General features: G+C 72.9%; 29 protein-coding genes and 1 pseudogene. 10 read left to right on the plus strand and 20 right to left on the minus strand.

Translation table 11 applies throughout. From position 1 onward, the window contains the following. Positions 1–173 precede the first annotated feature (173 nt). Both BGP03_RS12710 and dacB read right to left on the minus strand, forming a co-directional pair. Complete coding sequence (locus BGP03_RS12710) at positions 174–1,241, minus strand: zinc-dependent metalloprotease (protein WP_298800009.1); 1,068 nt, start codon at positions 1,239–1,241, stop codon at positions 174–176. A gap of 82 nt (positions 1,242–1,323) precedes the next feature. Next, entirely contained in the window at positions 1,324–2,745 is a 1,422-nt protein-coding gene (dacB, locus tag BGP03_RS12715) for a D-alanyl-D-alanine carboxypeptidase/D-alanyl-D-alanine-endopeptidase (RefSeq protein ID WP_298800008.1), read from the minus strand. A 135-nt stretch (positions 2,746–2,880) separates the two neighbouring features. Between dacB and BGP03_RS12720 the strand changes: the two genes are divergently transcribed. Beyond that, a complete protein-coding gene (locus BGP03_RS12720; RefSeq protein WP_296373388.1) occupies positions 2,881–3,369 on the plus strand; it encodes an inorganic diphosphatase in 489 nt (162 codons plus the stop codon). A 4-nt stretch (positions 3,370–3,373) separates the two neighbouring features. Here the strand turns inward: BGP03_RS12720 and BGP03_RS12725 are convergent, their stop codons facing one another. From BGP03_RS12725 to BGP03_RS12740, 4 genes are all read right to left on the minus strand, one after another. After that, positions 3,374–3,862, minus strand: coding sequence for a MarR family transcriptional regulator (locus BGP03_RS12725; protein WP_296373389.1), 489 nt, complete (start codon positions 3,860–3,862; stop codon positions 3,374–3,376). Between the two features lie 112 nt (positions 3,863–3,974). Beyond that, complete coding sequence (locus tag BGP03_RS12730; protein WP_296373390.1) at positions 3,975–4,229, minus strand: hypothetical protein; 255 nt, start codon at positions 4,227–4,229, stop codon at positions 3,975–3,977. A 97-nt stretch (positions 4,230–4,326) separates the two neighbouring features. Next, positions 4,327–5,538, minus strand: coding sequence for an acetyl-CoA C-acetyltransferase (locus tag BGP03_RS12735; protein WP_296373392.1), 1,212 nt, complete (start codon positions 5,536–5,538; stop codon positions 4,327–4,329). A 21-nt stretch (positions 5,539–5,559) separates the two neighbouring features. Further along, on the minus strand, positions 5,560–6,012 hold the full coding sequence (locus BGP03_RS12740) for a MaoC family dehydratase (protein ID WP_296373616.1): 453 nt from the start codon (positions 6,010–6,012) through the stop codon (positions 5,560–5,562). Between the two features lie 127 nt (positions 6,013–6,139). Between BGP03_RS12740 and BGP03_RS12745 the strand changes: the two genes are divergently transcribed. Continuing rightward, a complete protein-coding gene (locus BGP03_RS12745) occupies positions 6,140–7,048 on the plus strand; it encodes an ATP-binding protein (RefSeq protein WP_296373394.1) in 909 nt (302 codons plus the stop codon). Here BGP03_RS12745 and BGP03_RS12750 read toward each other — a convergent pair. Then, the gene (locus BGP03_RS12750; RefSeq protein ID WP_298800007.1) at positions 7,041–8,063 is read right to left on the minus strand and encodes an NADP-dependent oxidoreductase; all 1,023 of its coding nucleotides are present in this window, start codon (positions 8,061–8,063) and stop codon (positions 7,041–7,043) included. The two genes, BGP03_RS12745 and BGP03_RS12750, sit on opposite strands and share 8 nt — an antisense overlap. Before the next feature lie 60 nt (positions 8,064–8,123). Between BGP03_RS12750 and BGP03_RS12755 the strand changes: the two genes are divergently transcribed. Next, entirely contained in the window at positions 8,124–8,906 is a 783-nt protein-coding gene (locus BGP03_RS12755; protein ID WP_298800005.1) for a transglutaminase-like domain-containing protein, read from the plus strand. Here BGP03_RS12755 and BGP03_RS12760 read toward each other — a convergent pair. Genes BGP03_RS12760 through BGP03_RS12770 form a run of 3 tightly spaced genes read right to left on the minus strand, consistent with a single transcriptional unit; the run spans position 8,903 to position 11,569 of the window. Next, positions 8,903–9,802, minus strand: a complete 900-nt coding sequence (locus tag BGP03_RS12760) for an aldose 1-epimerase family protein (RefSeq protein ID WP_298800020.1) — start codon at positions 9,800–9,802, stop codon at positions 8,903–8,905. The two genes, BGP03_RS12755 and BGP03_RS12760, sit on opposite strands and share 4 nt — an antisense overlap. Before the next feature lie 23 nt (positions 9,803–9,825). Further along, the gene (locus tag BGP03_RS12765) at positions 9,826–11,145 is read right to left on the minus strand and encodes an alpha/beta hydrolase-fold protein (RefSeq protein WP_298800004.1); all 1,320 of its coding nucleotides are present in this window, start codon (positions 11,143–11,145) and stop codon (positions 9,826–9,828) included. 34 nt (positions 11,146–11,179) lie between these two features. Further along, positions 11,180–11,569 (minus strand): VOC family protein, encoded by a 390-nt coding sequence (locus BGP03_RS12770; RefSeq protein WP_296373402.1) that lies wholly within the window; start codon positions 11,567–11,569, stop codon positions 11,180–11,182. A gap of 51 nt (positions 11,570–11,620) precedes the next feature. Here BGP03_RS12770 and BGP03_RS12775 point away from each other — a divergent pair, with 51 nt between their 5' ends. After that, complete coding sequence (locus BGP03_RS12775; RefSeq protein WP_296373404.1) at positions 11,621–12,415, plus strand: 5'/3'-nucleotidase SurE; 795 nt, start codon at positions 11,621–11,623, stop codon at positions 12,413–12,415. 61 nt (positions 12,416–12,476) lie between these two features. Next, positions 12,477–12,653, plus strand: a complete 177-nt coding sequence (locus BGP03_RS12780; protein WP_296373405.1) for a hypothetical protein — start codon at positions 12,477–12,479, stop codon at positions 12,651–12,653. Positions 12,654–12,659: 6 nt separating this feature from the next. Here the strand turns inward: BGP03_RS12780 and BGP03_RS12785 are convergent, their stop codons facing one another. The 7 genes and pseudogenes from BGP03_RS12785 to BGP03_RS12805 all read right to left on the minus strand — a co-directional run bounded on the left by BGP03_RS12785 (position 12,660) and on the right by BGP03_RS12805 (position 19,133). Further along, positions 12,660–13,049 (minus strand): hypothetical protein, encoded by a 390-nt coding sequence (locus BGP03_RS12785; RefSeq protein ID WP_296373411.1) that lies wholly within the window; start codon positions 13,047–13,049, stop codon positions 12,660–12,662. After that, positions 12,949–13,452, minus strand: coding sequence for a fused MFS/spermidine synthase (locus tag BGP03_RS35890; protein WP_363093735.1), 504 nt, complete (start codon positions 13,450–13,452; stop codon positions 12,949–12,951). The genes BGP03_RS12785 and BGP03_RS35890 overlap by 101 nt, the downstream gene beginning before the upstream one ends. 8 nt (positions 13,453–13,460) lie before the next feature. Then, positions 13,461–13,634 (minus strand): annotated as a pseudogene (locus BGP03_RS35895) (hypothetical protein); the annotation flags it as partial. Between the two features lie 52 nt (positions 13,635–13,686). Beyond that, positions 13,687–14,307: an HtaA domain-containing protein gene (locus BGP03_RS12790; RefSeq protein WP_296373414.1), complete on the minus strand. Its 621-nt coding sequence runs from the start codon at positions 14,305–14,307 to the stop codon at positions 13,687–13,689. Between the two features lie 79 nt (positions 14,308–14,386). Beyond that, positions 14,387–15,523: an acyl-CoA dehydrogenase family protein gene (locus BGP03_RS12795; protein ID WP_296373415.1), complete on the minus strand. Its 1,137-nt coding sequence runs from the start codon at positions 15,521–15,523 to the stop codon at positions 14,387–14,389. Next, a complete protein-coding gene (locus BGP03_RS12800) occupies positions 15,513–17,495 on the minus strand; it encodes a biotin carboxylase N-terminal domain-containing protein (protein ID WP_298800002.1) in 1,983 nt (660 codons plus the stop codon). Before BGP03_RS12800 ends, BGP03_RS12795 begins: the two co-directional genes overlap by 11 nt. Positions 17,496–17,591: 96 nt before the next feature. After that, positions 17,592–19,133, minus strand: coding sequence for a carboxyl transferase domain-containing protein (locus tag BGP03_RS12805; protein ID WP_298800001.1), 1,542 nt, complete (start codon positions 19,131–19,133; stop codon positions 17,592–17,594). A gap of 235 nt (positions 19,134–19,368) precedes the next feature. Between BGP03_RS12805 and BGP03_RS12810 the strand changes: the two genes are divergently transcribed. Next, positions 19,369–20,238: a site-specific integrase gene (locus BGP03_RS12810; RefSeq protein WP_298800000.1), complete on the plus strand. Its 870-nt coding sequence runs from the start codon at positions 19,369–19,371 to the stop codon at positions 20,236–20,238. Positions 20,239–20,240: 2 nt separating this feature from the next. On the opposite strand, the gene BGP03_RS12815 is transcribed toward BGP03_RS12810, so the two are convergent. Further along, positions 20,241–20,429 (minus strand): MerR family transcriptional regulator, encoded by a 189-nt coding sequence (locus tag BGP03_RS12815; RefSeq protein ID WP_298799999.1) that lies wholly within the window; start codon positions 20,427–20,429, stop codon positions 20,241–20,243. A 122-nt stretch (positions 20,430–20,551) separates the two neighbouring features. Between BGP03_RS12815 and BGP03_RS12820 the strand changes: the two genes are divergently transcribed. The 4 genes from BGP03_RS12820 (at position 20,552) to BGP03_RS12835 (ending at position 21,731) form a co-directional block, all read left to right on the plus strand. Further along, complete coding sequence (locus BGP03_RS12820) at positions 20,552–20,764, plus strand: hypothetical protein (protein ID WP_298799998.1); 213 nt, start codon at positions 20,552–20,554, stop codon at positions 20,762–20,764. A 65-nt stretch (positions 20,765–20,829) separates the two neighbouring features. Then, on the plus strand, positions 20,830–21,051 hold the full coding sequence (locus BGP03_RS12825) for a hypothetical protein (protein ID WP_298799997.1): 222 nt from the start codon (positions 20,830–20,832) through the stop codon (positions 21,049–21,051). Beyond that, on the plus strand, positions 21,048–21,227 hold the full coding sequence (locus tag BGP03_RS12830) for a hypothetical protein (RefSeq protein WP_298799996.1): 180 nt from the start codon (positions 21,048–21,050) through the stop codon (positions 21,225–21,227). The genes BGP03_RS12825 and BGP03_RS12830 overlap by 4 nt, the downstream gene beginning before the upstream one ends. Positions 21,228–21,404: 177 nt before the next feature. Further along, positions 21,405–21,731, plus strand: coding sequence for a hypothetical protein (locus BGP03_RS12835; protein WP_298799995.1), 327 nt, complete (start codon positions 21,405–21,407; stop codon positions 21,729–21,731). Positions 21,732–21,736: 5 nt separating this feature from the next. Here BGP03_RS12835 and BGP03_RS12840 read toward each other — a convergent pair whose 3' ends face one another. Beyond that, positions 21,737–22,219 (minus strand): hypothetical protein, encoded by a 483-nt coding sequence (locus tag BGP03_RS12840; RefSeq protein ID WP_298799994.1) that lies wholly within the window; start codon positions 22,217–22,219, stop codon positions 21,737–21,739. Further along, positions 22,216–22,515 carry a helix-turn-helix domain-containing protein gene (locus BGP03_RS12845; RefSeq protein ID WP_298799993.1) on the minus strand — a complete coding sequence of 100 codons (300 nt, stop codon included), beginning with the start codon at positions 22,513–22,515 and terminating at the stop codon, positions 22,216–22,218. Before BGP03_RS12845 ends, BGP03_RS12840 begins: the two co-directional genes overlap by 4 nt. Between the last annotated feature and the right edge of the window lie 213 nt (positions 22,516–22,728).

Genomic DNA, 22,728 nt, shown 5'->3' on the forward strand with positions numbered 1-22,728 from the left:
CGTGGGCCCTGCGAGGAGCGCACGGGGTCTGTGAGGACGGGTGATCGCCGCCGACCGCGCGGCATCGCCCCGGGGAGATCGACGGTGTGCGGCACGCCGCGATCATCCCCGGCCGGAGGCCGCGGGCGCACCCTCCCCGCCCGGCGGGAGTGCCGTTCGGCGGAGCGGGGGCGTCAGGGGTGGATGCGGGCCAGCCAGGCGCCCGGGTTGCCCAGCTCGTCCCTCGTCGGGAGCGTCTCGGGGCTCTCCCAGATCGTGTTGAAGCCGTCCATCCCGGCCGCCAGCACGACGTGGTCGGTGAAGGCCGCGCCCACCGCGTACTGCTTGACCTTGGCCTCCACCCCGAGCAGGGCGCGCAGGACGCGGTCGACGACGCCGCCGCCGCGACGCCGGACGGTGAAGCGGTCGCGGATGGTGGCGACGCTGGGCACGACGTCGGGGCCGACGGCGTCCATGACGTGGTCGGCGTGCCCCTCGAGCAGGGTGGTCATGGCCAGCAGCTTGTCGAGCACCAGGCGCTGCTCGGGGCCCTGCAGCAGCTCCACGACGGCGAGCGAGTCGCCCTTGGACTCCTTGAGCGTGCGCACCAGCTCGGGGAGCTTCTCCAGCGTCAGGGACACCTTGTCGGCGGCGTCGACGGACAGCAGCGCGCCGACCTGCTCGGCGAAGTAGTCCCGCAGCCACGGCACCGCGGTGAACTGGAGCCGGTGGGTGGCCTCGTGCAGACAGACCCACAGCCCGAAGTCCTTCGACGAGACGTCCAGCGCCTGCTGCGCGGCGTGGACGTTCGGGGCCACCAGCAGCAGCCTGCCCTCGCCGTCCGGGCCGCCGAAGGGGTCGTACTGGCCCAGCACGCGCCCGCCGAGGTAGGCCACGACCCCACCGATCTGCACGCCCGCCGTCCGCGACGTGACGGCCCGCGCGGCCCTGCCGATCTCGGGCAGCCGGGCGTCGGCCGTGAGCGCGGCCATGCCGGCCAGCGCGGCGGCGGACCAGGCGGGCCGGTCGACCACGTCGGCGGGCAGCAACGGCAGCCCGTGACCCAGCCCCGTGACCTCGCGGACGTGCCCCTCGGCGACGGCGGCGTCGGAGCGCAGGCGCCCGACCAGCTCCACGGCCTCGCTCCGGCTCACCTCCGGGCCGGAGCCGACCAGACGGGCGGCCGTGCGGCGGGCGAGGTCCCAGTCGACCGGGAGCCCGCTGGAGGTGCTGCTGGCGGAGGCGATGATCGAGGTCGGCACGCGTCCCACGCTACGCGGACCAGGGCCGGTCCGACGGATCTCCAACCGGCTGCGCGCTCGGTACGGACCCGTCAGGCGGGCCCTAGCGACACCCGCAGCCGCTCAGTTTCGCCGCGATGTCGTCCAGCCGCGGGCGGGCCTTCGACGGCAGCACCCCGTTGGACATGAACGCGAACACCAGCAGCCTGCCGTCGGCGTCGGTGACCACGCCGGCGAGGCTGCTGACGTTCGTCAGCGTGCCGGTCTTGGCCCGCACCACCCCGCGGCCGGCGGCCGAGTCGGCGTCGGGGGTGAAGCGGTCGTCGAGGGTGCCGTCGCCCCCGGCCACCGGCAGCCCGGCGATGATCGGGCGCAGGAACTCCGTGTCGTGGGGCCCCTGCGACGGCGCGGCGGCCGCCGCGAGGATCGCGCCGAGCAGCCGGGCCGGCACCCGGTCGTCGGTGGACAGGCCGCTGCCGTCGGACATCACGGCGCCGGTGGGGTCGAGGCCCGCGGCCGAGAGGGCGGCGAGGGTCTCCTTGACGGCGCCGGTGAAGCTCGGGTCGCCGCCGCGGGAGATGGCCGTCTCGCGGGCCAGCACCTCCGCGGAGACGTTGTCGGAGATCTGGATGGTGTTCTCGACGAGGTCGCTGATCGGCGCGGAGGACACGGACGCGATCTGCGTGGCGTCGGGGCTGGTCTTCACCACCTCGACGGTCTTCTGGTCGAGCCCGAGCAGCTTCGCGAACGTCAGCCCCGCGACCTCGGCGGGGTTGTCGACCCGCGCACCGTCCCGCGCGCCCGGGTCCATCCGCCCGCCGTCGAGCATCAGGGGCTCGATGGGGGTGAAGTTGCCGGCCGCGATGTCGGCCTGGTCCCAGCCCGACGCGCTGGTGGGCCCGGTGTAGCGGCTGGTGTCGATCTCCACCTTCGTGATGCCGGGCATCGCCGCCTTGACCCGCGTGGCCAGCGTGGTGAGGCGCGCAGGGTCCGGGTAGACGCCGGTCTTGCCCTGGGGCAGCGCGGTGAGCGTGGGGTCGCCGCCACCGACGAGCACCACCGTGCCCGGCGTGGAGCCCGCGACGACCTTCGTGGTGAGCGTGCCCGTGGGGTCGAGCGTGAGCAGCGCGGCCGCGAGGGTGATCAGCTTGGCGGTGGATCCCGGCGCCAGGGCCGTGGCGGCGTCGCGCTGCCACAGCACCTTCCCCGTGTCGGGGTCGAGCACCGTGCCGGTGAAGTCGCCGGCCATCGCGTCGGCCATCGGGCCGAGCGTCGACGTGAGCCCCGCCGCGGTCGGCGCCGGGGCCGTGGCCGGCAGGGGGCCCAGCATCCGCGCGGGGACCGGGGGCAGCGCCGGCGCCGCGGCCGGGCGCACCTGCGCGAGCAGGACCGGTGCCGTGAGCGCCACGGCCCCTCCGGTGGCCCCCGCCAGCGCCAGAACCACCACGACGACGACCGCGCGTCGCAGTCCGCGACCGGGCACACGCAGCGTGTCACCGATCCGCTGCCCGAACCCCAACGTCATCTCCTCCGGCTCGCCCGGCGCCAACTCCGGTCATGCGGTGTACGAGACTATCGGTCGAGGGGTCGGGGCCGATCGACCGACCGGGCCCCGGGCGACACGCCGACACGACACACCGACCACCAGGAGAGCGCGACAGTGGACTTCGACGTCACCATCGAGATCCCCAAGGGCGGCCGCAACAAGTACGAGGTGGACCACGAGTCCGGCCGTATCCGGCTCGACCGGACGTTGTTCACCGCCACGCAGTACCCGGCCGACTACGGCTTCATCGACGACACGCTGGGCGAGGACGGCGACCCGCTCGACGCGCTCGTCCTCGTGCAGGAGCCCACGTTCCCCGGCTGTCTGATCCGCTCCCGGGCCATCGGGATGTTCCGGATGAAGGACGAGAAGGGCGGCGACGACAAGGTCCTCTGCGTGCCCAGCGACGACCCCCGCCAGGAGCACCTGCGCGACATCCACCACCTGGCCGAGTTCGACCGGGCGGAGATCCAGCACTTCTTCGAGATCTACAAGACCCTCGAGCCCGGCAAGAGCGTCGAGGGCGCCACCTGGGTGGGCCGGGCCGACGCCGAGCGCGAGATCAAGGCGAGCCGCCTGCGCGCGAAGAAGGCCGGGCACTGACCGACTAGGGCGCGCCGTTCGTTCCTGCGACCACGGCCCTGGACGACTCGAAGTCGTCGGTGAAGCGCCCCAGGAGCTCGGTGAGGACAGCGCGGTCCTCCTCGCTCCAGCTCGACAGCATCCGCGCGATCGACTCGTTGCGCAGCCTGCGGTTGTGCTCGAAGATCCGGCGCCCCTCGTCCGTGGCGGCGAGCAGCGTGGCGCGACCGTCCTCCGGGTCGGCGGTGCGCTCGACGTAGCCCAGCTTGACCAGGTGCCCGATCTGACGGCTGATCGTGGACGGGTCGGAGTGCACGGCCTCGGCCAGCGCGCCCGCCCGCCGCGGGCCGTCCTTCACCAGGTGCACCAGCAGGTGGTAGGTGGCGCGTTCGACGGCGTCCGCATGGTCGGCCTGGTACTGGGCCTGGGTCCGCTCGATGAGGCGCATGAGCCGGATGAGCTGGGTGCCCACGGCGTCGGCGACCTCGAGGTCGGGCTCATGCTGGGACGACACTGGATGCTCCTCACGATCCGCCCGCAATACATGCGGCATGCAACAAGTTGCTGCGTGCAAGCATGTCTGGTCCGACGGGCGGAGGCAACTCCCGGAGATGTGATGCTGGCCGTCAGGCGCCGGCGGGATCCAGCGCGGCGCACCCGGCCGCGGTCAGCCGGGCCGGAGTGAGCACGCGCCGCCGGTCCGGGGCCTCCAGGAGCCCCGCGGCGACGAGCCGGGAGCCGGTGGAGAAATCGGCGCACACGAGGCCGTCCACGAGCAGGACGGGCTCGCACCCGGCCCCGAGCTGGCCGCGTCCCGCCGCCACCGCGCGCAGCACGGCCCGATCCCGTCCACTCAGCGTGGACACCCCCACGACTGCCATCCCGACTCCCCTGGTGCGGTTGCTGCGACAACCTTCTCCAGGGGAATCGCGCGGAACCGGCATGGCGTTTCACCCGGTCCGCCGGCCCCGGCCGGGGTCAGACGCGCTCGAAGACCGCCGCCAGGCCCTGGCCTCCACCGATGCACATGGTCTCGAGGCCGTAGCGCGCCTCGCGCCTCGCCATCTCGCGGGTGAGGGTGGCCAGGATCCGGCCGCCGGTGGCGCCGACGGGGTGCCCGAGCGAGATGCCCGACCCGTTGACGTTGACGCGGTCGAAGTCCTCCGGCACGAGCTTCCACTCGCGCGTGACCCCCAGCACCTGGGCCGCGAAGGCCTCGTTCAGCTCGATCAGGTCGATGTCGGCCAGGGTCAGCCCGGCGGCGGCGAGCGCCTGGGCGGTGGCCGGGACCGGCCCGATGCCCATGGTCTTCGGCGGCACCCCGCCCAGGCCCCACGAGACGAGGCGGGCGAGCGGGCGCAGCCCCAGCTCCTCGGCCTTCGCCGGGTGGGTGACCACGCAGATCGACGCGCCGTCGTTCTGGCCGCTGGCGTTGCCGGCGGTGACCGTGGCGTCCGGGTCGTTCTTGCCCAGGATCGGGCGCAGGGTGGCGAGCTTCTCCACCGTGGAGTCGGCGCGGATGTGCTCGTCGGCGTCGACCACCGTGTCGGACTTCCTGCCCTTCACCGTGACGGGCACGATCTCGTCGGCGAACCGGCCGGCGTCGCGCGCGGCGGCCGCGCGCTGGTGGCTGCGCACCGCGTAGGAGTCCTGCTCCTCCCGCGGGATGCCGTAGTCGCGGCGGACGTTCTCGGCGGTCTCGATCATGCCGCCGGGCACCGGGAAGTTGACGCCGCCGGCCGTGACGCGGCCGCGGGCGAGCGAGTCGTTGAGCATGACGCCGGGCCCGGCCTTGGTGCCCCAGCGCATGGCCGTGGAGTAGAACGACGCGTTGCTCATCGACTCGGCGCCGCCGGCCAGCACCACCTCCGACGCGCCCGACTGCACCTGCATCGCCGCGTAGAGGACGGCCTGCAGGCCCGAACCGCAGCGGCGGTCGATCTGCAGCCCGGTGACGGTGATCGGCAGGCCCGCGTCGAGCGCGGCGACCCGGCCGATCGCCGGCGCGTCCATCGACGGGTAGCAGTGCCCGAGGATCACGTCGTTCACGGCGTCGGGGGCGAGGCCGGTGCGCTCCAGGAGCCCGCGGATCACCGTGGCCGCGAGCTCGTGCGCCGGCACGTCCCGCAGGGAGCCGCCGAAGCCGCCCACCGGCGTCCGGAGGGGCTCGCAGATCACGGCGTCACGCATGGGGGATCTCCTTCGATCAGGTCAGACGTACTGGCGCGTCAGCCACTCGGCGACGAGCGCGGGACGCTCGGAGCCCTCGATCTCCACGGTGACCTTGTTGGTGATCTGGACCCCACCGTCCACGTCCGCGACGTCGACGAGCTCGATGCTGCCCCGGACCTTGCTGCCGACGGGCAGGGGGGAGGTGAACCTCACCTTGTTGAGCCCGTAGTTGATGCCCATCTTGACGCCGTCGACCTTGTAGACCTGCGCGATCAGCACCGGCAGCAGCGACAGGGTGAGGAACCCGTGCGCGATGGTGGTCCCGAACGGCCCCGACTTCGCGCGCTCGGCGTCGACGTGGATCCACTGGTGGTCACCCGTGGCGTCGGCGAACGTGTCGATCTGGCTCTGCTCGACGGTGACCCAGTCGCTGGCCCCGATCTCGGTACCGACCGCGCTACGCAGGTCGTCCACTCCGTTGAAGACGCGCATCCTCGCCACTCCCTGATCGTCGCTCATCGCTGCCCGCCCACCCTGCCACACGGCGGCGACGCTCCACGCTGCTCCACACGGACGCTGGCCGTATCGTCCGGTCGGACGCAATCGGGGGACGGTGTTCATGACGACCGCAGTACGGCGAGCGCCGCAGCACGAGGCGGTGCTGCACTCCGGGCCCGCCGAGCTGGCCCGGCTGCTGGCCCCGCGGATCCGCGCGACGGCCGCGGCCCGGCACGTCGTCGTCGCGGTGCTGGACGGGGAGACCGAGGCGGCCGTGCGTGCCGAGCTGGGCACCGTCGCGGACGACGTCGAGTTCCGCGACCCGGCCGAGGTGCACGCCGTGCCCGCGTTCACCGTCGCCGTGCGCTTCGCCCGCACCAGCCGACGGGCCGAGCAGGCCGGCGGGCGGGCGCTGGTGATCGCGCAGCACCTGCCCGACCTGACCGTCGCCGACCCCCGCCACTGGGCCCGTCTCGACATCGCGCTGAACGTCGCGATCGCCGGACTGCCGGTGACCGTGCTGTGCGCCGGCCCCGCGGAGGCCGCCACGGCCCACCCGTCGATCACGACGGCCGCCGGCACGTCGGTGAGCGGGACGTTCCGGCCGCCGGCCGAGGCCGTGATCGACCACCCGCCGCCGCCCCCGCCCGACCTCGGCCCGCCGGCCGCGGAGATGGCGTTCGGCGCGGCCGAGCTGGCCCGGCTGCGCCATCGTGTCTCCGACGTCGCGGGACGGGCCGGGCTGGCGTCCGAGCGCGTCGCGGACCTCGTGCTCGCCGTGAACGAGCTGGCGTCCAACTCCGTCGAGCACGGTCCGGGCACCGGCCGGTTCCGACTGTGGACCGGCGATCACCCGGTGGCCGAGATCAGCGACGGCGGCGGCCCGATGGACGCGCCGTTCCCCGGCCTCACGCTCCCCCCGCCGGAGGGCGTGCGGGGCCGCGGGCTGTGGCTGGCCTCCGAGCTGTGCGATGTGCTCCAGGTGTGGAGCGACACCGACGGCACGGTGGTGCGGGTGACGATCAGCTGAGGGCGAGCACCAGCTTGCCGGTGTTCTCGCCGCGGAAGAGCTTCAGGAGGGTGTCCGGGAAGTCCGCGACGGACCCCTGGACCACGTCCTCCCGGCTGTGCAGCTTCCCCTCGCGGAGCCAACCGGCCATCTCGGCCCCGGCCTCGGCCCAGCGGGACGCGTACGTGGAGACGACGAAGCCCTCCATGCGGGCGCTGTTCACCAGCAGGCTCAGGTAGTTCTTCGGTCCGGGCACGGGCTCGGTGGCGTTGTAGCCGCTGATCGCCCCGCAGATCACGACGCGCGCGCCGTGGCGCAGGCGCGCGAGGGCGGCGTCGAGGATCTCGCCGCCGACGTTGTCGAAGTAGACGTCGATGCCGTCGGGCACGGCCGCGCGCAGGGCCGTGCCCACGTCCTCGGATCGGTAGTCGATCGCGGCGTCGAAACCGAGCTCGTCGACGATCCAGGCGCACTTCTCCGGGCCGCCCGCGATGCCGACCACCCGGCAGCCCTTGATCCTGGCGAGCTGTCCGACGACGCTGCCGACCGCACCGGCCGCGCCCGAGACGACCACGGTCTCGCCGTCGGAGAGCGCGCCGACGTCGAACAGGCCGAAGTAGGCGGTCATGCCGGTCATCCCCAGCAGGGCGAGGTAGGTCTCGATCGGGACGGCGCCCGGGTCGACCTTCTGCACACCCTTCCCGTCCGTCGTCAGGTACTCCTGCACACCGAACACGCCCGTGACGTGGTCGCCCACGGCGAAGCCGGGGTTCGCCGACGCGACGACCTCACCGGCCGCCAGCGCCCGCATGACCGCACCGATCTCCACCGGCGGGATGTAGCTGCGGCCCGCGTTCATCCAGCCGCGCATGGCGGGGTCGAGCGAGAGGTGGGTGACGCAGATGACGATCTGGCCGTCGGCGGGTTCCGCGACGGGCTCGGTGGTGTGCTCCCAGACCTCGGGGGTGGGGAGGCCGGTGGGGCGGGCGGCGAGGCGGACCTGGTGGTTGACGAGATCCGACAGAACGGTGCTCATGCCACATGCCTACCCCTGTGTGGTCTCGACGGGGACGACCGGGTCGCGCACGATGGGGGGATGGATGCCGTTGCACGGTTCACGGAGCTGGTCGGGGCGCCCGACCCGCCGCTGGACCGCGCCGCGCTGGCCCTCGCCGCCGGGGCGGCGCCCCGCGCCGAGCCGGGCCGCGACATCGAGCGCGGCCTCGCCGAGCTCGACCGCCTCGCCGTCGGCGTCACCTCCCTCGACGGTCTCGTGCACCGGCTGTTCGTCCAGGAGGCGTTCGCGGGCAACGGCAAGGACTACTACGACCCGCGCAACTCCCTGCTCCCGCACGTCCTGCGCCGCCGGCTGGGCATCCCGATCACGCTCGCCGTCGTCACGATCGAGGTGGGCAGGCGGGCGGGGATCGCCCTGGAGGGCGTCGGCATGCCCGGGCACTTCCTCGTGCGCGCCGTCGGCACCCACACCCTCCTGGATGTCTTCGCCGGGGGCACGCCGCTCACACCGGCCGAGTGCGAGGCCCGCTTCCGGGCGGCCGCCGGGCCGGAGGCGCCGTTCGGCCCGCACCTGCTCACGGCCACCCCCACCCGCGCGATCCTGGTGCGGATGCTGGAGAACCTCCGCGCCATCTACCGCAGCCGGCGCAGCGCGGCCGACCTGGAGTGGGTGCTGCGGATGCGGCTCGCCCTACCGGGGGCGGGCATGCCCGAGCGGCTGGAGCTGGCCGAGGCCCTCGGCGACCAGGCCCGCTGGGTGGACGGCGCCACGCTGCTGGAGCGCTACGCCGACGGCGCCGGCTCGGCGCAGGCCGAGAAGCTCACGAACGCGGCCAAAGGCCTCCGCGCGCACCTCAACTAGAAGGGGCGCAGGCCCCAGCGGCCCGACCACTCCTCGCCCGGCCCGACGGTGAGCAGGCCGGTGCCGGAGTTGAGGGCGTCGGGCGGGCAGGTCATCGGCTCGACGGCCACCGCGCGGCCGCGGCCGGGGTGGTCGTCGGGGGTGAAGACCTGGACCCAGCCGAACTCGGGTTCGGCCCACAGCTCCACGCCGGCCCCGTCCGCCTCCAGGCGGTGCCGCACGAGGGTGTCGCCGTCGGTGGGGACGGCCCCGCCGAAGGCGTGGTCGAGCTCCATCCCGGCGAGCTCGCGACCGCCGCGCAGGTCCAGCTCCCCGGCCACGGGCACGGCCGGGCCGGTGGGCAGGCCGAGCTCCAGCGGCAGCGACGAGGTGGCGGCCAGGGTCAGCGTGCAGTCGTCGGTGGGGACGTCGCCGACGCGCAGGTAGGGGTGCGCGCCGACGCCGAACGGCACCGCGTGCGTGCCGACGTTGCGCACGGTGTGGGTGACGGTGAGACCGTCCTCGTCGGACACCGCGAACCGGACGCTGGTGTCGAGCGGCACCGGCCAGCCCGGCTGCACCGGCACCACGGCGTGCAGCGTGACGGCGTCGGCGCTGCGCTCCCCGGCGGTGTAGAGGACGTGGCGCAGGAGGCCGTGGATGGCGTTGCCCGCCTCCGCCTCGGTGAGGGGCAGCTGCTGCGGGCCGCCGTTCCACGTCCAGCGGCCGTGGGCGGTGCGGTTGGGCCACGGGACGAGGACGGCGCCCGCCCCGCGCGGGGGCCGGGCGTCCTCGTCGTAGGTCTCGACGTAGTGCCGACCGGCGCGGGTCAGCGACCGCAGTCCGGCCCCCACCTCGGTGACGACGGCCCGGGTGTCCCCGGAGACGATCTCGAACTGCTCGCCCGTCGGGGGCATGGGTACGCGCACGGTGGGTGAGACTACGACGCCCCCGGGGCGGCGGGGGCGAGCAGGCCGGTGCGCGCCGCGATCCACGGCAGGACCCGTCCGAGCTCGTCGGACGCCATGCTCCAGGAGTGCCCGCCGGGCGGCTCGTCGAGCGCGACGGCCATGCCGGCCGCCCGCAGGGCCGTCGTGACCTGCTCGTCCTGCGGGCGGAAATCGGGGTCGTCGCGCCCGACGGCGAGGATCCCGGCACTGCGCGGGAAGCGGGTGTGCCGCAGCTCGTCGAGCGGGTCGACGCGGTCGAACGCGGCCTCGTCGCCCCCGAACGCGTCACCGACCGTCTGTGCGCGGTCCCCCAGCGACGGTTCGGACTGGCCGGAGATGTCGACGAACGTCGGGTAGACGTCGGGCCTGCGCACCGCGAGCTGCAGCGCGCAGGTGCCGCCGAAGGAGAACCCGCCGATGGCGAGCGGGCCCGGGGCCACCTGCAGGTGGGCGGCCACCCATTCGGGCACGTCGTCGGCGAGGTAGGTCTCGGCGGCGCCCAGCCGGGAGTCGACGCACAGCGGGTTGCCGAACGGCGAGCCGGTGGCGTCGGGGATCACGACCACCGGTGCGAGGCCGTCGTGGGCGGCCGCGAACGTGTCGACGACGTCGGCCAGCTTCCCGGCGAGCAGCCAGTCCTCCGGGCCGCCGGGCTGGCCCGGCACCAGCACCAGCACGGGCAGCTGCGCCCGGCGCGTGCCGAGGTAGGCGGGCGGGAGGTAGAGCCACGCGGCGCGCGACGGGAAGTGCGAGCGGCGGCCGGGGATGTCGACGTGGCTGATCCGGCCGGTGTGCGGCATGCCCTGCGGGGAGTGCCAGATCCGCGCCAGCGGCACGCCGGGCGGGGCCACCACCAGCGGCTCGGTCCGGGTGAGCGTCGCGAAGTCGATCTCGTTGTGGGCGGGGATGCCGAGCGCCGTGGCGAGCGTCGGGCGGTAGCCGTAGAACGCGTTGGCCTTGACCGCGCAGGTCGCGATCACCGCGACCAGCGCCACGAGGGCCGCCACCCGCCGCCACCGGACCTCGTCGCGGCGCGCCCACGCCAGCGCCGCACCGGCACCGGCCACCGCGATCCAGGTGAGCATCCGCAGCGGCAGCATGTCCGGGAACGGCCGCACGACCACGACGAACAGCTCGGCCAGCCCGGCGAGCCCCACCCCGACGGCGAGGGCGACCCAGAGCCGCCGCGTCCACCACGCGCGGTCGCGGCGCAGCAGCAGGTAGCCGGCTCCGAACGCGCCGACCACCGAGATCGTCGTCGGCAACGGGCCGGCGATCAGCGGCGCGTCGAGCAGGGGCGAGGCGAACACGGGTCCTCCGGGGAGCGGCGGGCGCACCGGAAGACTAGGACCGGTCGGGCCCCCGTCCGACGGGAGGTGCCCAGCCGGGGCGCGGAACCAGACAGAAGGGATGACCTGCCGGATCGGCGAAGACGTGGTCCCCCGGCAGCGGCCGGGCCCCGAGGGCGAGCACCGCGGACGCGGCGGCGGCCTGGTCGTCGACCATCACGTCGAGGTGCACCTGCTGCGGGCGGGCCGGATCGGGCCAGGCGGGCGGCACGTGGTCGGGGGCGAGCTGGAAGGCCAGGCCGGACGTCGTCGCGTCGCGGGCCACCACCACCCAGCCGGCGCTGCGGAAGGTGACCGGCAGCCCGAGCAACCCCGACCAGAATGCCGCGAGCCCCGCCGGGTCCGCGCAGTCGATCACCGTGTGGTGGAGTCGCCCGATCGCCATACGTGACGGTCGCCCCACCGACGGGCGCCGCGCAAGACCTACGGTGGAGGCGTGTCCTCCTCCCGTCAGCTGCGTGCCCTGATCACCAACGACGACGGCATCGACTCCCCCGGGCTGTGGGCCCTGGCCGAGGGCGCGCGGGACGCCGGGTTCGACGTCGTCGTGGCCGCACCGCACGTCGACGCGAGCGGGGTGGGCGCCTCCGTCGTCTCCGTGCGCGAGGGCGGCCGCACCCGTGTGCACCCCCGCGTGCTCCCCGGCCTGCCGGGCGTCCCGGCGTACGGCGTCGAGGGCCACCCGGCCTGGATCGTGCACGCGGCGGCCCGCGGCTGGCTCGACCCGCAGCCCGACGTGGTGCTCTCGGGCGCCAACCTCGGTTCCAACGTCGGACGGATGGTGCTGCACTCCGGCACGGTCGGCGCCGCGCTCACCGCGTCGCTCTACGGATTCCGCGCCCTCGCGGTGTCCCTCGACACGGGTTGGGAGCCGCCCGAGACGCCGCACTGGGAGGCCGTGCGGCACGTGCTGCCCGCGGTGCTGGACCTGCTGCTGGCCGGCCCGGACGGCACCGTCCTGTCGCTGAACGTGCCGGACCTCCCCGTCGCCGAGCTCGGTGCGCTGCGCGAGGCGGAGCTGGCGCCGTTCGGAGCGGTGCAGATCCGCATGGAGCACCGCACCGGTGAGGACGGCGAGGCGCTGCACGCGACGCTGGCCGAGCGGGAGGACGGGCCGGCGCCGGGCACCGACATCGCCCTGCTCGCGGGCGGTCACCCGACACTCACGGCCCTGCAGTCGGTGGCGGCACGACCCGGCGTCCTCGATGACCTGCGCATGTCACCTGTGTGACAGATGGTGTTCATGAGACCCCAGATGTGACGTGATCCGTGTCACAGGGCAGGATCTCACAATGCGTGATGGAGATACCCGGGCCGACTGGTCCACCCAGTTCGCCCGCACGGTGGCGGAAGAGATCAGGTCCGGAGTCCGGTCGGGCGCCCTGACCTGGGGCGAGGCCGACCAGCTCCTGGCCAGGCTGCGCGTGCTGGTGGACCAGGCGCTGGATCTCACACCGCAGTTCGGCTGACGACGGTCAGTGCTCGTCCGCGCCCGTCAGTTCGAGCTCGAGCCGGTCGGCCACGCCGACCACGAGCTGGAACGAGCGGTCGAAGCCGTCCAGCTCGGTGTCACCCAACGGGATCGAGTGGCGGAACAGCACAAGACCGTTCTCGGAGACGACGCCGCCCGTGACCGGCTCGGCGGCCATCTCGAGCACCTTCACCAGGTCGATCTGGCCGACGCGGCCCACCGGTGAGGTGATCTGCGCCCACGGGTGCCCGTCCTCACCGGTGACGAGGCGGACCACGACCACCTGGGTGCGCTCACCGGTGGTGGGCAGGTTGAACCAGAGCTCGTTCTCGCGCTGGCGCATGATCTCGTAGCGCACACGCACGAAGGACATCAGGTCGTCCCAGCCGGCCACGGCCACCTCCCGGTTCGGTCCCGGGACCGTACCGTGATGGGCGGTCACGACAGCAACTGGTCGACGGGGGCCCGGTCGTCGGTGAGCACCGCCGGTTCGCGTCGTGGTCGATCACGTTGGGCACGTAGACGCCCGGGCGCAGCACGGGGTGCACGTCGTCCGCGAACTCCGCAGTGGCCAGGTGCCACGGCACGGACCGCGACCCGAACGCGTCGCCCACCACCACGTCGGCCGACGCCGACGGCAGGCGGTCCAGGCTCGTGCGGGCGTCACCGATCCGGACGTCCAGGCCGGGGATGGTGTCGACGCCCAGCTCCCGGCGGCCCAGCTCCACCACGCCGGAGTCGACCTCCAGCACCGTCGCCGTGCTGCCCGGACGGGTCGCGGCCAGGTGGCGCGGCATGGTGAAGCCCACCGCCCACCGAGCGTCGCGCCCGCGGCGATGCCCGCGAGCGCGACGCCGATGACGGCGGTGGTGGACCGCAGCGTGAGCCCCACGTACGGCGCCACGAGCCGGGTCGCGGGGTCTCGACGACGAGGATCGCGGCGCCGCTGACGAGCACCCGATCCGGACGAACAGGGCATTCGCCCCGTTATCCTCCCGCGCCCGGCCCGAGGCCGCGCGATGCGGGCTCCGTCAGCCGCGGGCCTTCACCGTCGCGGTGCCGATCGGAATGCCCGCCTTGAACAGCGTCACGCCGAACGTCGAGTTCAGGGCCGCAGCCGCCTCCTTCGTGAGGGTGCCGTGCACGCCGCTGACCGTCAGCGACTTCCAGCCGCCCCTGATCGACACGCCGGAGGCGTCCAGGTTCAGCAGCGGCACGCGGGTCGTCGTCCCGCTCACGCGGGCGGTGAGCACGCCCTTGGTGGTGTCGATCGTGAAGTCCTGCACGCTCAGGGACTTCGTGCCGGCGCTGAACTTCAGGCCGCCGCGGTGGTAGATCACCCCGGCCGCGGTCTTGCGGTCCAGCGAGCCCCCGACGATCGGGAACGCGATGCCCTTGCCGGAGGCGTAGGCACCGGCGATCGGGGCGACCTCGACCCCGTTGGCCGTCAGGACACCCGCGGTACCGGCGTCCAGAACCAGGACGGTCCTACCGGACCTGACCTCCAGGACCCTCGAGTGCGGATGGTGGTGGGTGTGCTGGGCCGGCGTGGCGGCAGCGGGCGACGCCTGGGCGGGCGCGGTGAACGCGACACCGGCCGCGCCGACGGCGACCACCACGAGAGTGGCACGGAGAGCTCGACGGATCCACATGGTGACATCCCCTTCGATGGCGGCCACCCGAACGGGTGGCCTACCCGCTCTACCGGGGTAGTGGGCTCCGTGGATGCAGTTACCGCAGACCGAGTTGGCGGGCGATGAGCATCTTCTGCACCTCGCTCGTGCCCTCACCGATCTCGAGGATCTTCGCGTCGCGGTAGAAGCGGCCCACCGGGTACTCGTTCATGAAGCCGTAGCCGCCGAAGATCTGCGTGGCGTCGCGGGCGTTGTCCATCGCCGCATTCGACGACACGAGCTTCGCGATGGCCGCCTCCTTCTTGAACGGGGCACCCTTGAGCATCTTCGAGGCGGCCGCGTAGTAGGCCAGCCGCGCGGTGTGGGCGCGCGCCTCCATGTCGGCGATCTTGAACTGGATCGCCTGGTAGGAGCCGATGTGGTGGCCGAACGCCTCGCGCTCGTGGGCGTAGCGGACCGACTCGTCCACGCAGCCCTGCGCCAGGCCGACGCTCAGGGCGGCGATCGCGACGCGCCCCTCGTCGAGGATGGAGAGGAACTGCGCGTAGCCGCGGCCGCGCTCGCCGACGAGGTTGGCGGCGGGCACCCGCACGTCGTCGAAGAACAGCTCGTGGGTGTCGCTCGCGCACCAGCCGACCTTCGAGTACGGCTTCGCGACCCGGAACCCCGGCGTGCCGGACGGCACCATGATCGCCGAGATCTCACGGTCACCGGTCAGCGCGGTGACGGTGACGACGCTGGTGATGTCGGTGCCCGAGTTCGTGATGAACGCCTTGGAACCGTTGATCACCCACTCGTCGCCGTCGAGGCGGGCGGTGGTGCGGGTGGCGCCGGCGTCGGAGCCGCCCCCGGCCTCGGTGAGGCCGAACGCGCCGAGCTTCTCGCCCGCCGTGAGGGCGGGCAGCCACTCGGCCTTCTGCGCGTCGGTGCCGAAGCGGTAGATCGGCATCGCGCCGAGCGAGACGCCGGCCTCGAGGGTGATCGCGACCGACGAGTCGACGCGGGCGAGCTCCTCCAGCGCGAGGCACAGGGCGAAGTAGTCGCCGCCCATGCCGCCGTACTCCTCCGAGACGGGCAGGCCGAACAGCCCCATCGCACCCATCTTGGCGACGATCTCGTAGGGGAACTCCTCGCGCTCGTACAGATCGCCGATGACGGGGGCGACCTCCTTGCGCGCGAAGTCCTCGACGGTGGCCCGCAGGGCCTCGTGCTCCTCGGTCAGATCAAGATCCATTGCCGTCTCCCTCGACGATCAGCAGCACGGCGTCCCGGGCGACGGTGGAGCCCGCCCGGGCGCGGAGTTGGCGCACCACCCCGTCGACGGGCGCGGTGAGCACGTGTTCCATCTTCATGGCCTCGACCACGACCAGCCGGTCCCCGGCGGAGACCCGCTGTCCTTCGGTGACCTCGACGACCGTGACGGTGCCGGGCATCGGCGAGACCACGGGACCGCCGGCCCCGGCCTCGACCGCGGCCTCCTCCGGCCCCTGCTCGCGCACGGCCCACGCGTGCCCGTCGCGCCCGATCCAGAGCGTGGCCCCGTCCCGGACGACGACGTAGGAGCGGGCCACCCCATCCACCTGTGCGCGGAAATCGGTGCCCTGGCCCGGATATCCGCGCACGAGCACCGGAGGCCCGCCGGGGCCGACGGTGCACTCCGCCGCCGAGGCACGCCCCCGGACCGACACGTCGACGGCGTCGCCCCCGGCGACGACGAGCGTCCAGGTGGTCCAGGACGGTTCCCCGACCCGCCAGCCCCCGGGGATGTCGAACGGGTCGACGACGGCGCCGGCGGGCTCCAGCGCGGCCAGCGCGTGCACGGCGGCGACGGGGAGGACATCGTCGGGGAGCTCCGCGGACGTCCAGTCGTCGACGCGACGGCCGACGAGTCCGGTGTCCAGGCGCCCGGCCCGGACGTCGGTGTCGGCGAGCAGGGCGCGCAGGAAGCCGATGTTGGTGCCCAGCCCCAGCAGCACGGTGTCGCCCAGCGCGGCGTCGAGGCGCCGGATGGCCTCGGCCCGGTCGGCCCCGTGGGCGATGATCTTGGCGAGCATCGGGTCGTAGTCCGAGCCCACCGTGCCGCCCGCGACCACCCCGGAGTCGACGCGGACGCCATTCGGGAGCTCCAGCGCGAGGATCCGCCCGCCCGTGGGCAGGAAGCCGGCCGCGGGATCCTCGGCGTAGACGCGCACCTCGACGGCGTGCCCGGTGAGCGTGACGTCGTCCTGGGTGATCGGCAGCGGCTCCCCCGCGGCCACCCGCAGCTGCATCTCGACCAGGTCGAGTCCGGTGACCATCTCCGTGACGGGGTGCTCCACCTGCAGGCGGGTGTTCATCTCCATGAAGAAGAACTGGTCAGGATCGTCGGCGCCGACGATGAACTCGACCGTGCCCGCACCGGTGTAGCCGCAGGCCCGCGCCGCCTCGCACGCGGCCGCGCCCATCGTCGCGCGCTGGGCGTCGGTGAGCAGGGGCGACGGCGCCTCCTCGACGATCTTCTGGTGCCGTCGCTGCAGGGAGCACTCGCGTTCACCGAGGTGGATGACGGTGCCGTGCTGGTCGGCCATGACCTGGATCTCGATGTGCCGTGGGGTGGTGACGAGCCGCTCGACGAGCAGCGTGTCGTCGCCGAAGGAGCTGCGGGCCTCGCGGCGGGCCGTCGCGATCGACGCCGAGAGGTCCTCGGGGCGATGCACCTCGTGCATCCCCTTGCCGCCGCCACCCGCCGACGGCTTGAGCAGCACCGGGTAGCCCACCTGCTCCACGGCCAGGGCGAGCGCGGCGTCGTCGAGACCGGAGCCGTCGGAGCCGGGGACGACGGGTACCCCGGCCTTGGCGACGGTCTGCTTGGCGCGGATCTTGTCGCCCATCGCCTCGATCGCCGACGCGGGCGGCCCCACGAACGCGATGCCCGCCTCCTCGCAGGCGGCGGCGAAGGCGGTGTTCTCGCTCAGGAACCCGTAGCCCGGGTGGATCGCCTGCGCCCCGGTGGCCCGGGCGGCCGCGATGACGGCCGGGATCGAGAGGTAGCTCTCGGCGGCGGCCGCGGGCCCGATCCGGACGGCGACGTCGGCCAGCGCGACGTGCGGCGCGGACGCGTCGGCGTCGGAGAAGACGGCGACGGACCGGATCCCGAGCAGCCGGAGGGTGCGGATCACCCGCACGGCGATCTCGCCCCGGTTGGCGACGAGCACGGTGTCAAACACGCGGGAACTCCCTCGAAACGACCGACGAGCGGCACTGTCGTCGCACAGGTTCCGACGATCGTGCCGTTCGTCGGGATTCGGGCAAGCGCATCGGGGTCACATCCGGAAGACGCCGAAGGCGGGATCCGCCAGGGGCGCGTTCGCGGCTGCGCTCAGCGCCAGGCCCAGGACCGTTCTCGTGTCCTTCGGGTCGATCACGCCGTCGTCCCAGATCCGGGCGGTCGAGTAGTACGGATGGCCCTGGCGTTCGTACTGGGCCCGGATCTCTGCGCCGTTGTCCCCACCCGCCCCGGAACCCGAGCCGACCGTGCCCAGCACCATCGCCGCCTGCTCCCCGCCCATCACCGAGATCCGGGCGTTGGGCCACATGAACAGGAAACGGGGCGAGTAGGCGCGGCCGCACATCGAGTAGTTGCCGGCGCCGAACGAGCCACCGATGATCACCGTGAGCTTCGGGACCCGCGTGGACGCCACGGCCGTGACCATCTTGGCGCCGTTCTTCGCGATGCCGCCGGCCTCGTACTCGCGGCCGACCATGAACCCGGAGATGTTCTGCAGGAACACCAGCGGGATGCCGCGCTGGTCGCACAGCTCGATGAAGTGCGCACCCTTGAGCGCCGACTCGGAGAACAGGATCCCGTTGTTCGCGACGATCCCCACCGGGTGCCCGTGGATGTGTGCGAAGCCGGTGACCAGCGTGGTGCCGTACTCGGACTTGAACTCATGGAAGCGCGAGCCGTCGACGACACGGGTGATCACCTCGCGCACGTCGTAGGGCGTCCGGGAGTCGGTCGGCACGACCTCGTACAGCGACTCCGGGTCGACGGCCGGTTCCTCGGTGGGGAGCACGTCCCACGGCCGCGGAGCGCGCGGGCCCAACGTGCCGACGATCGAGCGGACGATCGAGAGCGCGTGCGCGTCGTCGTTCGCGAGGTGGTCGGTGACCCCGGAGACCTTCGAGTGCAGGTCGCCGCCACCCAGCTCCTCCGCCGTGACGACCTCGCCGGTGGCCGCCTTCACCAGCGGCGGACCGCCCAGGAAGATCGTGCCCTGGTTGCGCACGATCACGGCCTCGTCGCTCATCGCCGGCACGTACGCGCCGCCCGCGGTGCACGAGCCCAGCACGGCGGCGATCTGCGGGATCCCCCTGCCCGACATCTGGGCCTGGTTGTAGAAGATCCGGCCGAAGTGCTCGCGGTCGGGGAAGACGTCGTCCTGCTCGGGGAGGTACGCGCCCCCGGAGTCGACGAGGTAGATGCACGGCAGCCGGTTGTGCAGCGCCACCTCCTGCGCGCGCAGGTGCTTCTTGACCGTCATCGGGTAGTAGGTGCCGCCCTTGACCGTGGCGTCGTTGGCCACGATCACGCACTCGCGCCCGGCCACGCGCCCGACGCCGGTGATGACACCGGCACCCGGCGCGTCACCGCCGTAGAGGCCGTGCGCGGCCAGCGGGGAGAGCTCCAGGAACGGCGACGACGGGTCGACGAGCCGGTCGACGCGGTCGCGGGGCAGCAGCTTCCCGCGCTCGACGTGCCGCGCCCGGGAGCGTTCGGGGCCGCCGAGCCGGGCCTCGGCCAGCTTCTCGCGCAGATCGGCCACCAGCACCTCGTGGGTGGCCGAGCCCAGTGTTGCCGTCATGCCGCCGAGGTTAACGTTCATTCACTGGAGTGTGAAGCGGACCGGGTAACCGGATCGCCCCTGCTCACGCTCGTACCCGACCTCGACACCCGCTGTCCAGTTGTGCCCAACACGGCATCCGATCAAGACGCCGCAGAGGTCCCCCACCGGGCGAACCCTGATCGGACCAGCCACCTTGCACCGGTCGCCTAAAATGCGCAATGCAGACGGATGCGCCACACGGAATATTCAGCCCGTGACCACCAAAACACTCTCCGACAATGACAAGCGTGTAATTCGCATCCACGCTGACTGGGCCCGACGAACCGGCGTCACCACCGCCACACTCCACCACCGACGCGAGAACCTCCGGCGCCTCGCCGAACAACTCCCCGTCGAACTCCTCGACGCCACCGCGCAACACCTCGACACCTGGCAGGCATCCCTCACCGTCAGCCTGTCCTCCGTGCGCACCTACACCGCGCACGTCAAGAGCTTCTACCGCTGGGCCGTCGAAGCCGGACACCTCGACGGCGACCCCTCAGCACGCCTGCCCTCCCCGAAGATCCCGCCCCGCACCGCCCGACCCATCAGCGAGTCCGACCTCGCCCTGCTCCTCGAGGTCGCCCAGGAGCCGCTGCGCACATGGCTGCTGCTCGCCGGCTACATGGGCCTGCGCTCAGCGGAGATCGCGCAGATCCGTCGCGAGGACATCACCGAGCACGACGGCCGCATGTACCTCGCCGGGATCGGGAAGGGCCAGAAGCCCTACACGATGGCCGTGCCCGCGCAGGTCGTGCCATACCTCGCCGCCCACCTCGGGACCGCGCGCGGCCAGCTGTGGCGCGCACCCCAGGGCGGGCCGCTGCGAGCCACGCACTGCACCGGCGAGGCGGGGAAGCTGATGCGCTCGCTCGGGATGAGCTACACCCTGCACTGCCTGCGGCACCGCTTCGGCACCGCGATGTACGCGCAGACCCGGGACCTGCTGGTCACGCAGGAGGCGATGCGGCATGCGTCGCCGCAGAACACGCGGCTGTACGTGCTGACGAGCCGACCGGAGACAACGGCCGCGATTGACCGGCTGGCGAGTGCGTCGCTGCGCGGCCGGAAGGGGGCGGCGTGATGTCACCGGCCGCGGCGTCGCTTCGCCACCTCGATCAGCTCCAGGCGCAGACGCTCCACATCCCAGCGGGCGTGGCCACCGGCGGTCATGGCGTGGGGCTCGATGTCGTTGGCGCGGACCCAGCGCTGCAGCGAGCGGATGTGCATGCCGAGCGCGCGGGCAGCTTCGCCCGTGGGCACGTAGTCCGGCACGGGCGCGGACGATCCGGTCCGGTGTCGCGGTTGCTGCCTTCTTCGTGTCGTGGTTGGTGCCGTCTGCTGCTGCTCGCTACCCGATCGGACCATGCACTGAACACGAGCGAGAGGACGTTCCGATGACCGTCACCGACACCATCGACGCGGTGACCCTGCCGTCCGAGGCCGTCGTCGAGCTGCGCCAGCGCCTCGCCGACGAGATCGAGCTGACCGCCCGGATCACCGCCGGGGTGCGCGAGGGCCTGGCCGTGGACGAGCTACGCGAGGACCGGGAGATGGTGCGCTACCGCATCGTCGGCCTGGTCGAGCAACACGTCGGCCGACCGGCCTGACGTGAGACGGCCCGGGCAGGTGCTGCGAACACCTCGCCCGGGCCTCGACGCCCCGGAGGCGCCGTATGTCCGAACCTACCCAGCCCATCGAGTGGCGCGACCTCGCCACCGTCGTCGCCGCCATGGACGGCGTCGCCGACCGGCTCCTCACCGCCCACATTCCCAACGACGCCGGCCACTGCCGCGCCTGCACCACCGGCGGCACCGGCACCTGCGCCAAGCCGTGGCCGTGCGCCATCCACCGGCTCGCCTCCATGGCCGCCCAGACCCGCGGACGGCCCGGATGAGGTGCGCGCGGGGGGACTGCGGCCGGCTCGCCGAGGTGGCCGTCGACGGCGGCACGCTGGTGCTGCTGCTGTGCGTCGCCGACGGGCTCGTCGCGGTGTCGCGGCAGCCGGGCGCGCGGGTGGTGTCGCTGCACCGGGTCTCAGCAGAAGTGATGAACCGGCCACGGCGGGCGTAACGGGACGGGCGCGGTGCGCGACGATCGAGGAGATCGCCGCCCGCCATCACTGGAGTCGTCATGCGCGCCGTCGCGTCCGTCCTCGTCATCGCCGCTGCGCTCGCGCTTGCCGGATGCTCAGCGGCTACGCCCGCAGCTGCTCCGGCGCCTGCCGTGACAACGACCACTCCACCAGCGGTGACTACAACCGCTCCACCGCGGGCCGTGCTCGCCTCCCTGCCGCCAGCTCCGCCGGTCGACACCTGGGTCGTCAAGGGCAGCGACTTCCAGCAGACGCTCGACCTGCGGATGCAGACCGAGCTGATCGAGCTGGGCATCGCGCCCGCTCTCGGCAACGAGTCGGCGGCACGCGACCTGGCCTACATGATCTGCACCGCGAAGCGCACGGGGGCCACCGCCGACGCCGTGCAGGAAGCCGTGCAGGCGGCCTACCCGACCACCGACCAGTACAGCCGCCTCAGCATCATCTTGACGGCCAGCTCGTACTGCGTCGACACGGTCTGACACCTCTACTGGAGGTGCTGCTCCATCAAGAAGTCACCGAGGTCGAGAGCCACGGCACGCGCTCGACGGCGCGCCATCTGCGGCATGCGCCGACGCCACGTGGGCCCCGGTACGACAACAGGCCCGGACGCCAGGTAGGCAGCCTCCCGCTCCGGCTGGTCCGTGCCGTTCTGCACTGTGCGGTTGAAGACCGGGTGCTCGGACCGGATCGCGACTGGCTCAGCCCGGGAGGCGTCCCGACGAGTGGGCATCTCCTCGTAGTCGATGCGGTCCACGTAGGGCCACCAGCGCGCGGTGCGCGCGTGCGACTTCTGGCGCTCCCGGTTCTTGTAGACGTCGCTGATGCCGATGTAGAGCAGCACGCCATCGCGGTCACGGTGGCGGTAGAGCAGGCCCGCAGCGGGCGGTTCGTCCCCGTACGCGGCGAGCATGGCCGAGGCGAACTTCAGCGCCTGCATCTCCTCGGCGCTGATCGTGTAGCTGCTCACGACTCGGCCTGGTCGTCGTCCTCGCCGGCGCGCAGGTAGGGCTTCGCCCAGCGGTGCACGCTTGACTGGTTGATCGGCGGGAACTCGGCCGCGATCTGCGGCCAGGTCCAACCGCGGCGGTGCAGCTCGGCCGCGCCTTCGCCGACGAGCTTCTGCGCGGCCTTGAGGATTTCGGGGCCTGACCGGCCGAACCGCATCTGGTCGAGGATGTCCTGCTCGGACAGATCGGTCATCACGACTTCGTCCTTCATGAGACGGACCAGCGCATTCATCACCTCGGGGGTCAGCTCCGCCACGGCGGGCAGCCTAGGGCACCTGGCGCCTTGCGTGGGTCGCAAGACTGTGGGCAGACTATGCCTTGCGCACCGCGCAAGACAACGGCCCACACGAGGAGTCGACCATGCCGAAGCCGGACGTCCCCCGCACCCGCCCTGCCCCGTGGCTGTTCGAGCGCGTCCAGATCGCGCTCATGGTCGGCGGGTTCGTGCTCCTGCCCATCGCCATCTGGT

It is taken from the genome of Pseudonocardia sp. 73-21 (genome assembly GCF_001899645.1).
In the GTDB taxonomy this organism is placed as follows: Bacteria; Actinomycetota; Actinomycetes; order Mycobacteriales; family Pseudonocardiaceae; genus Pseudonocardia.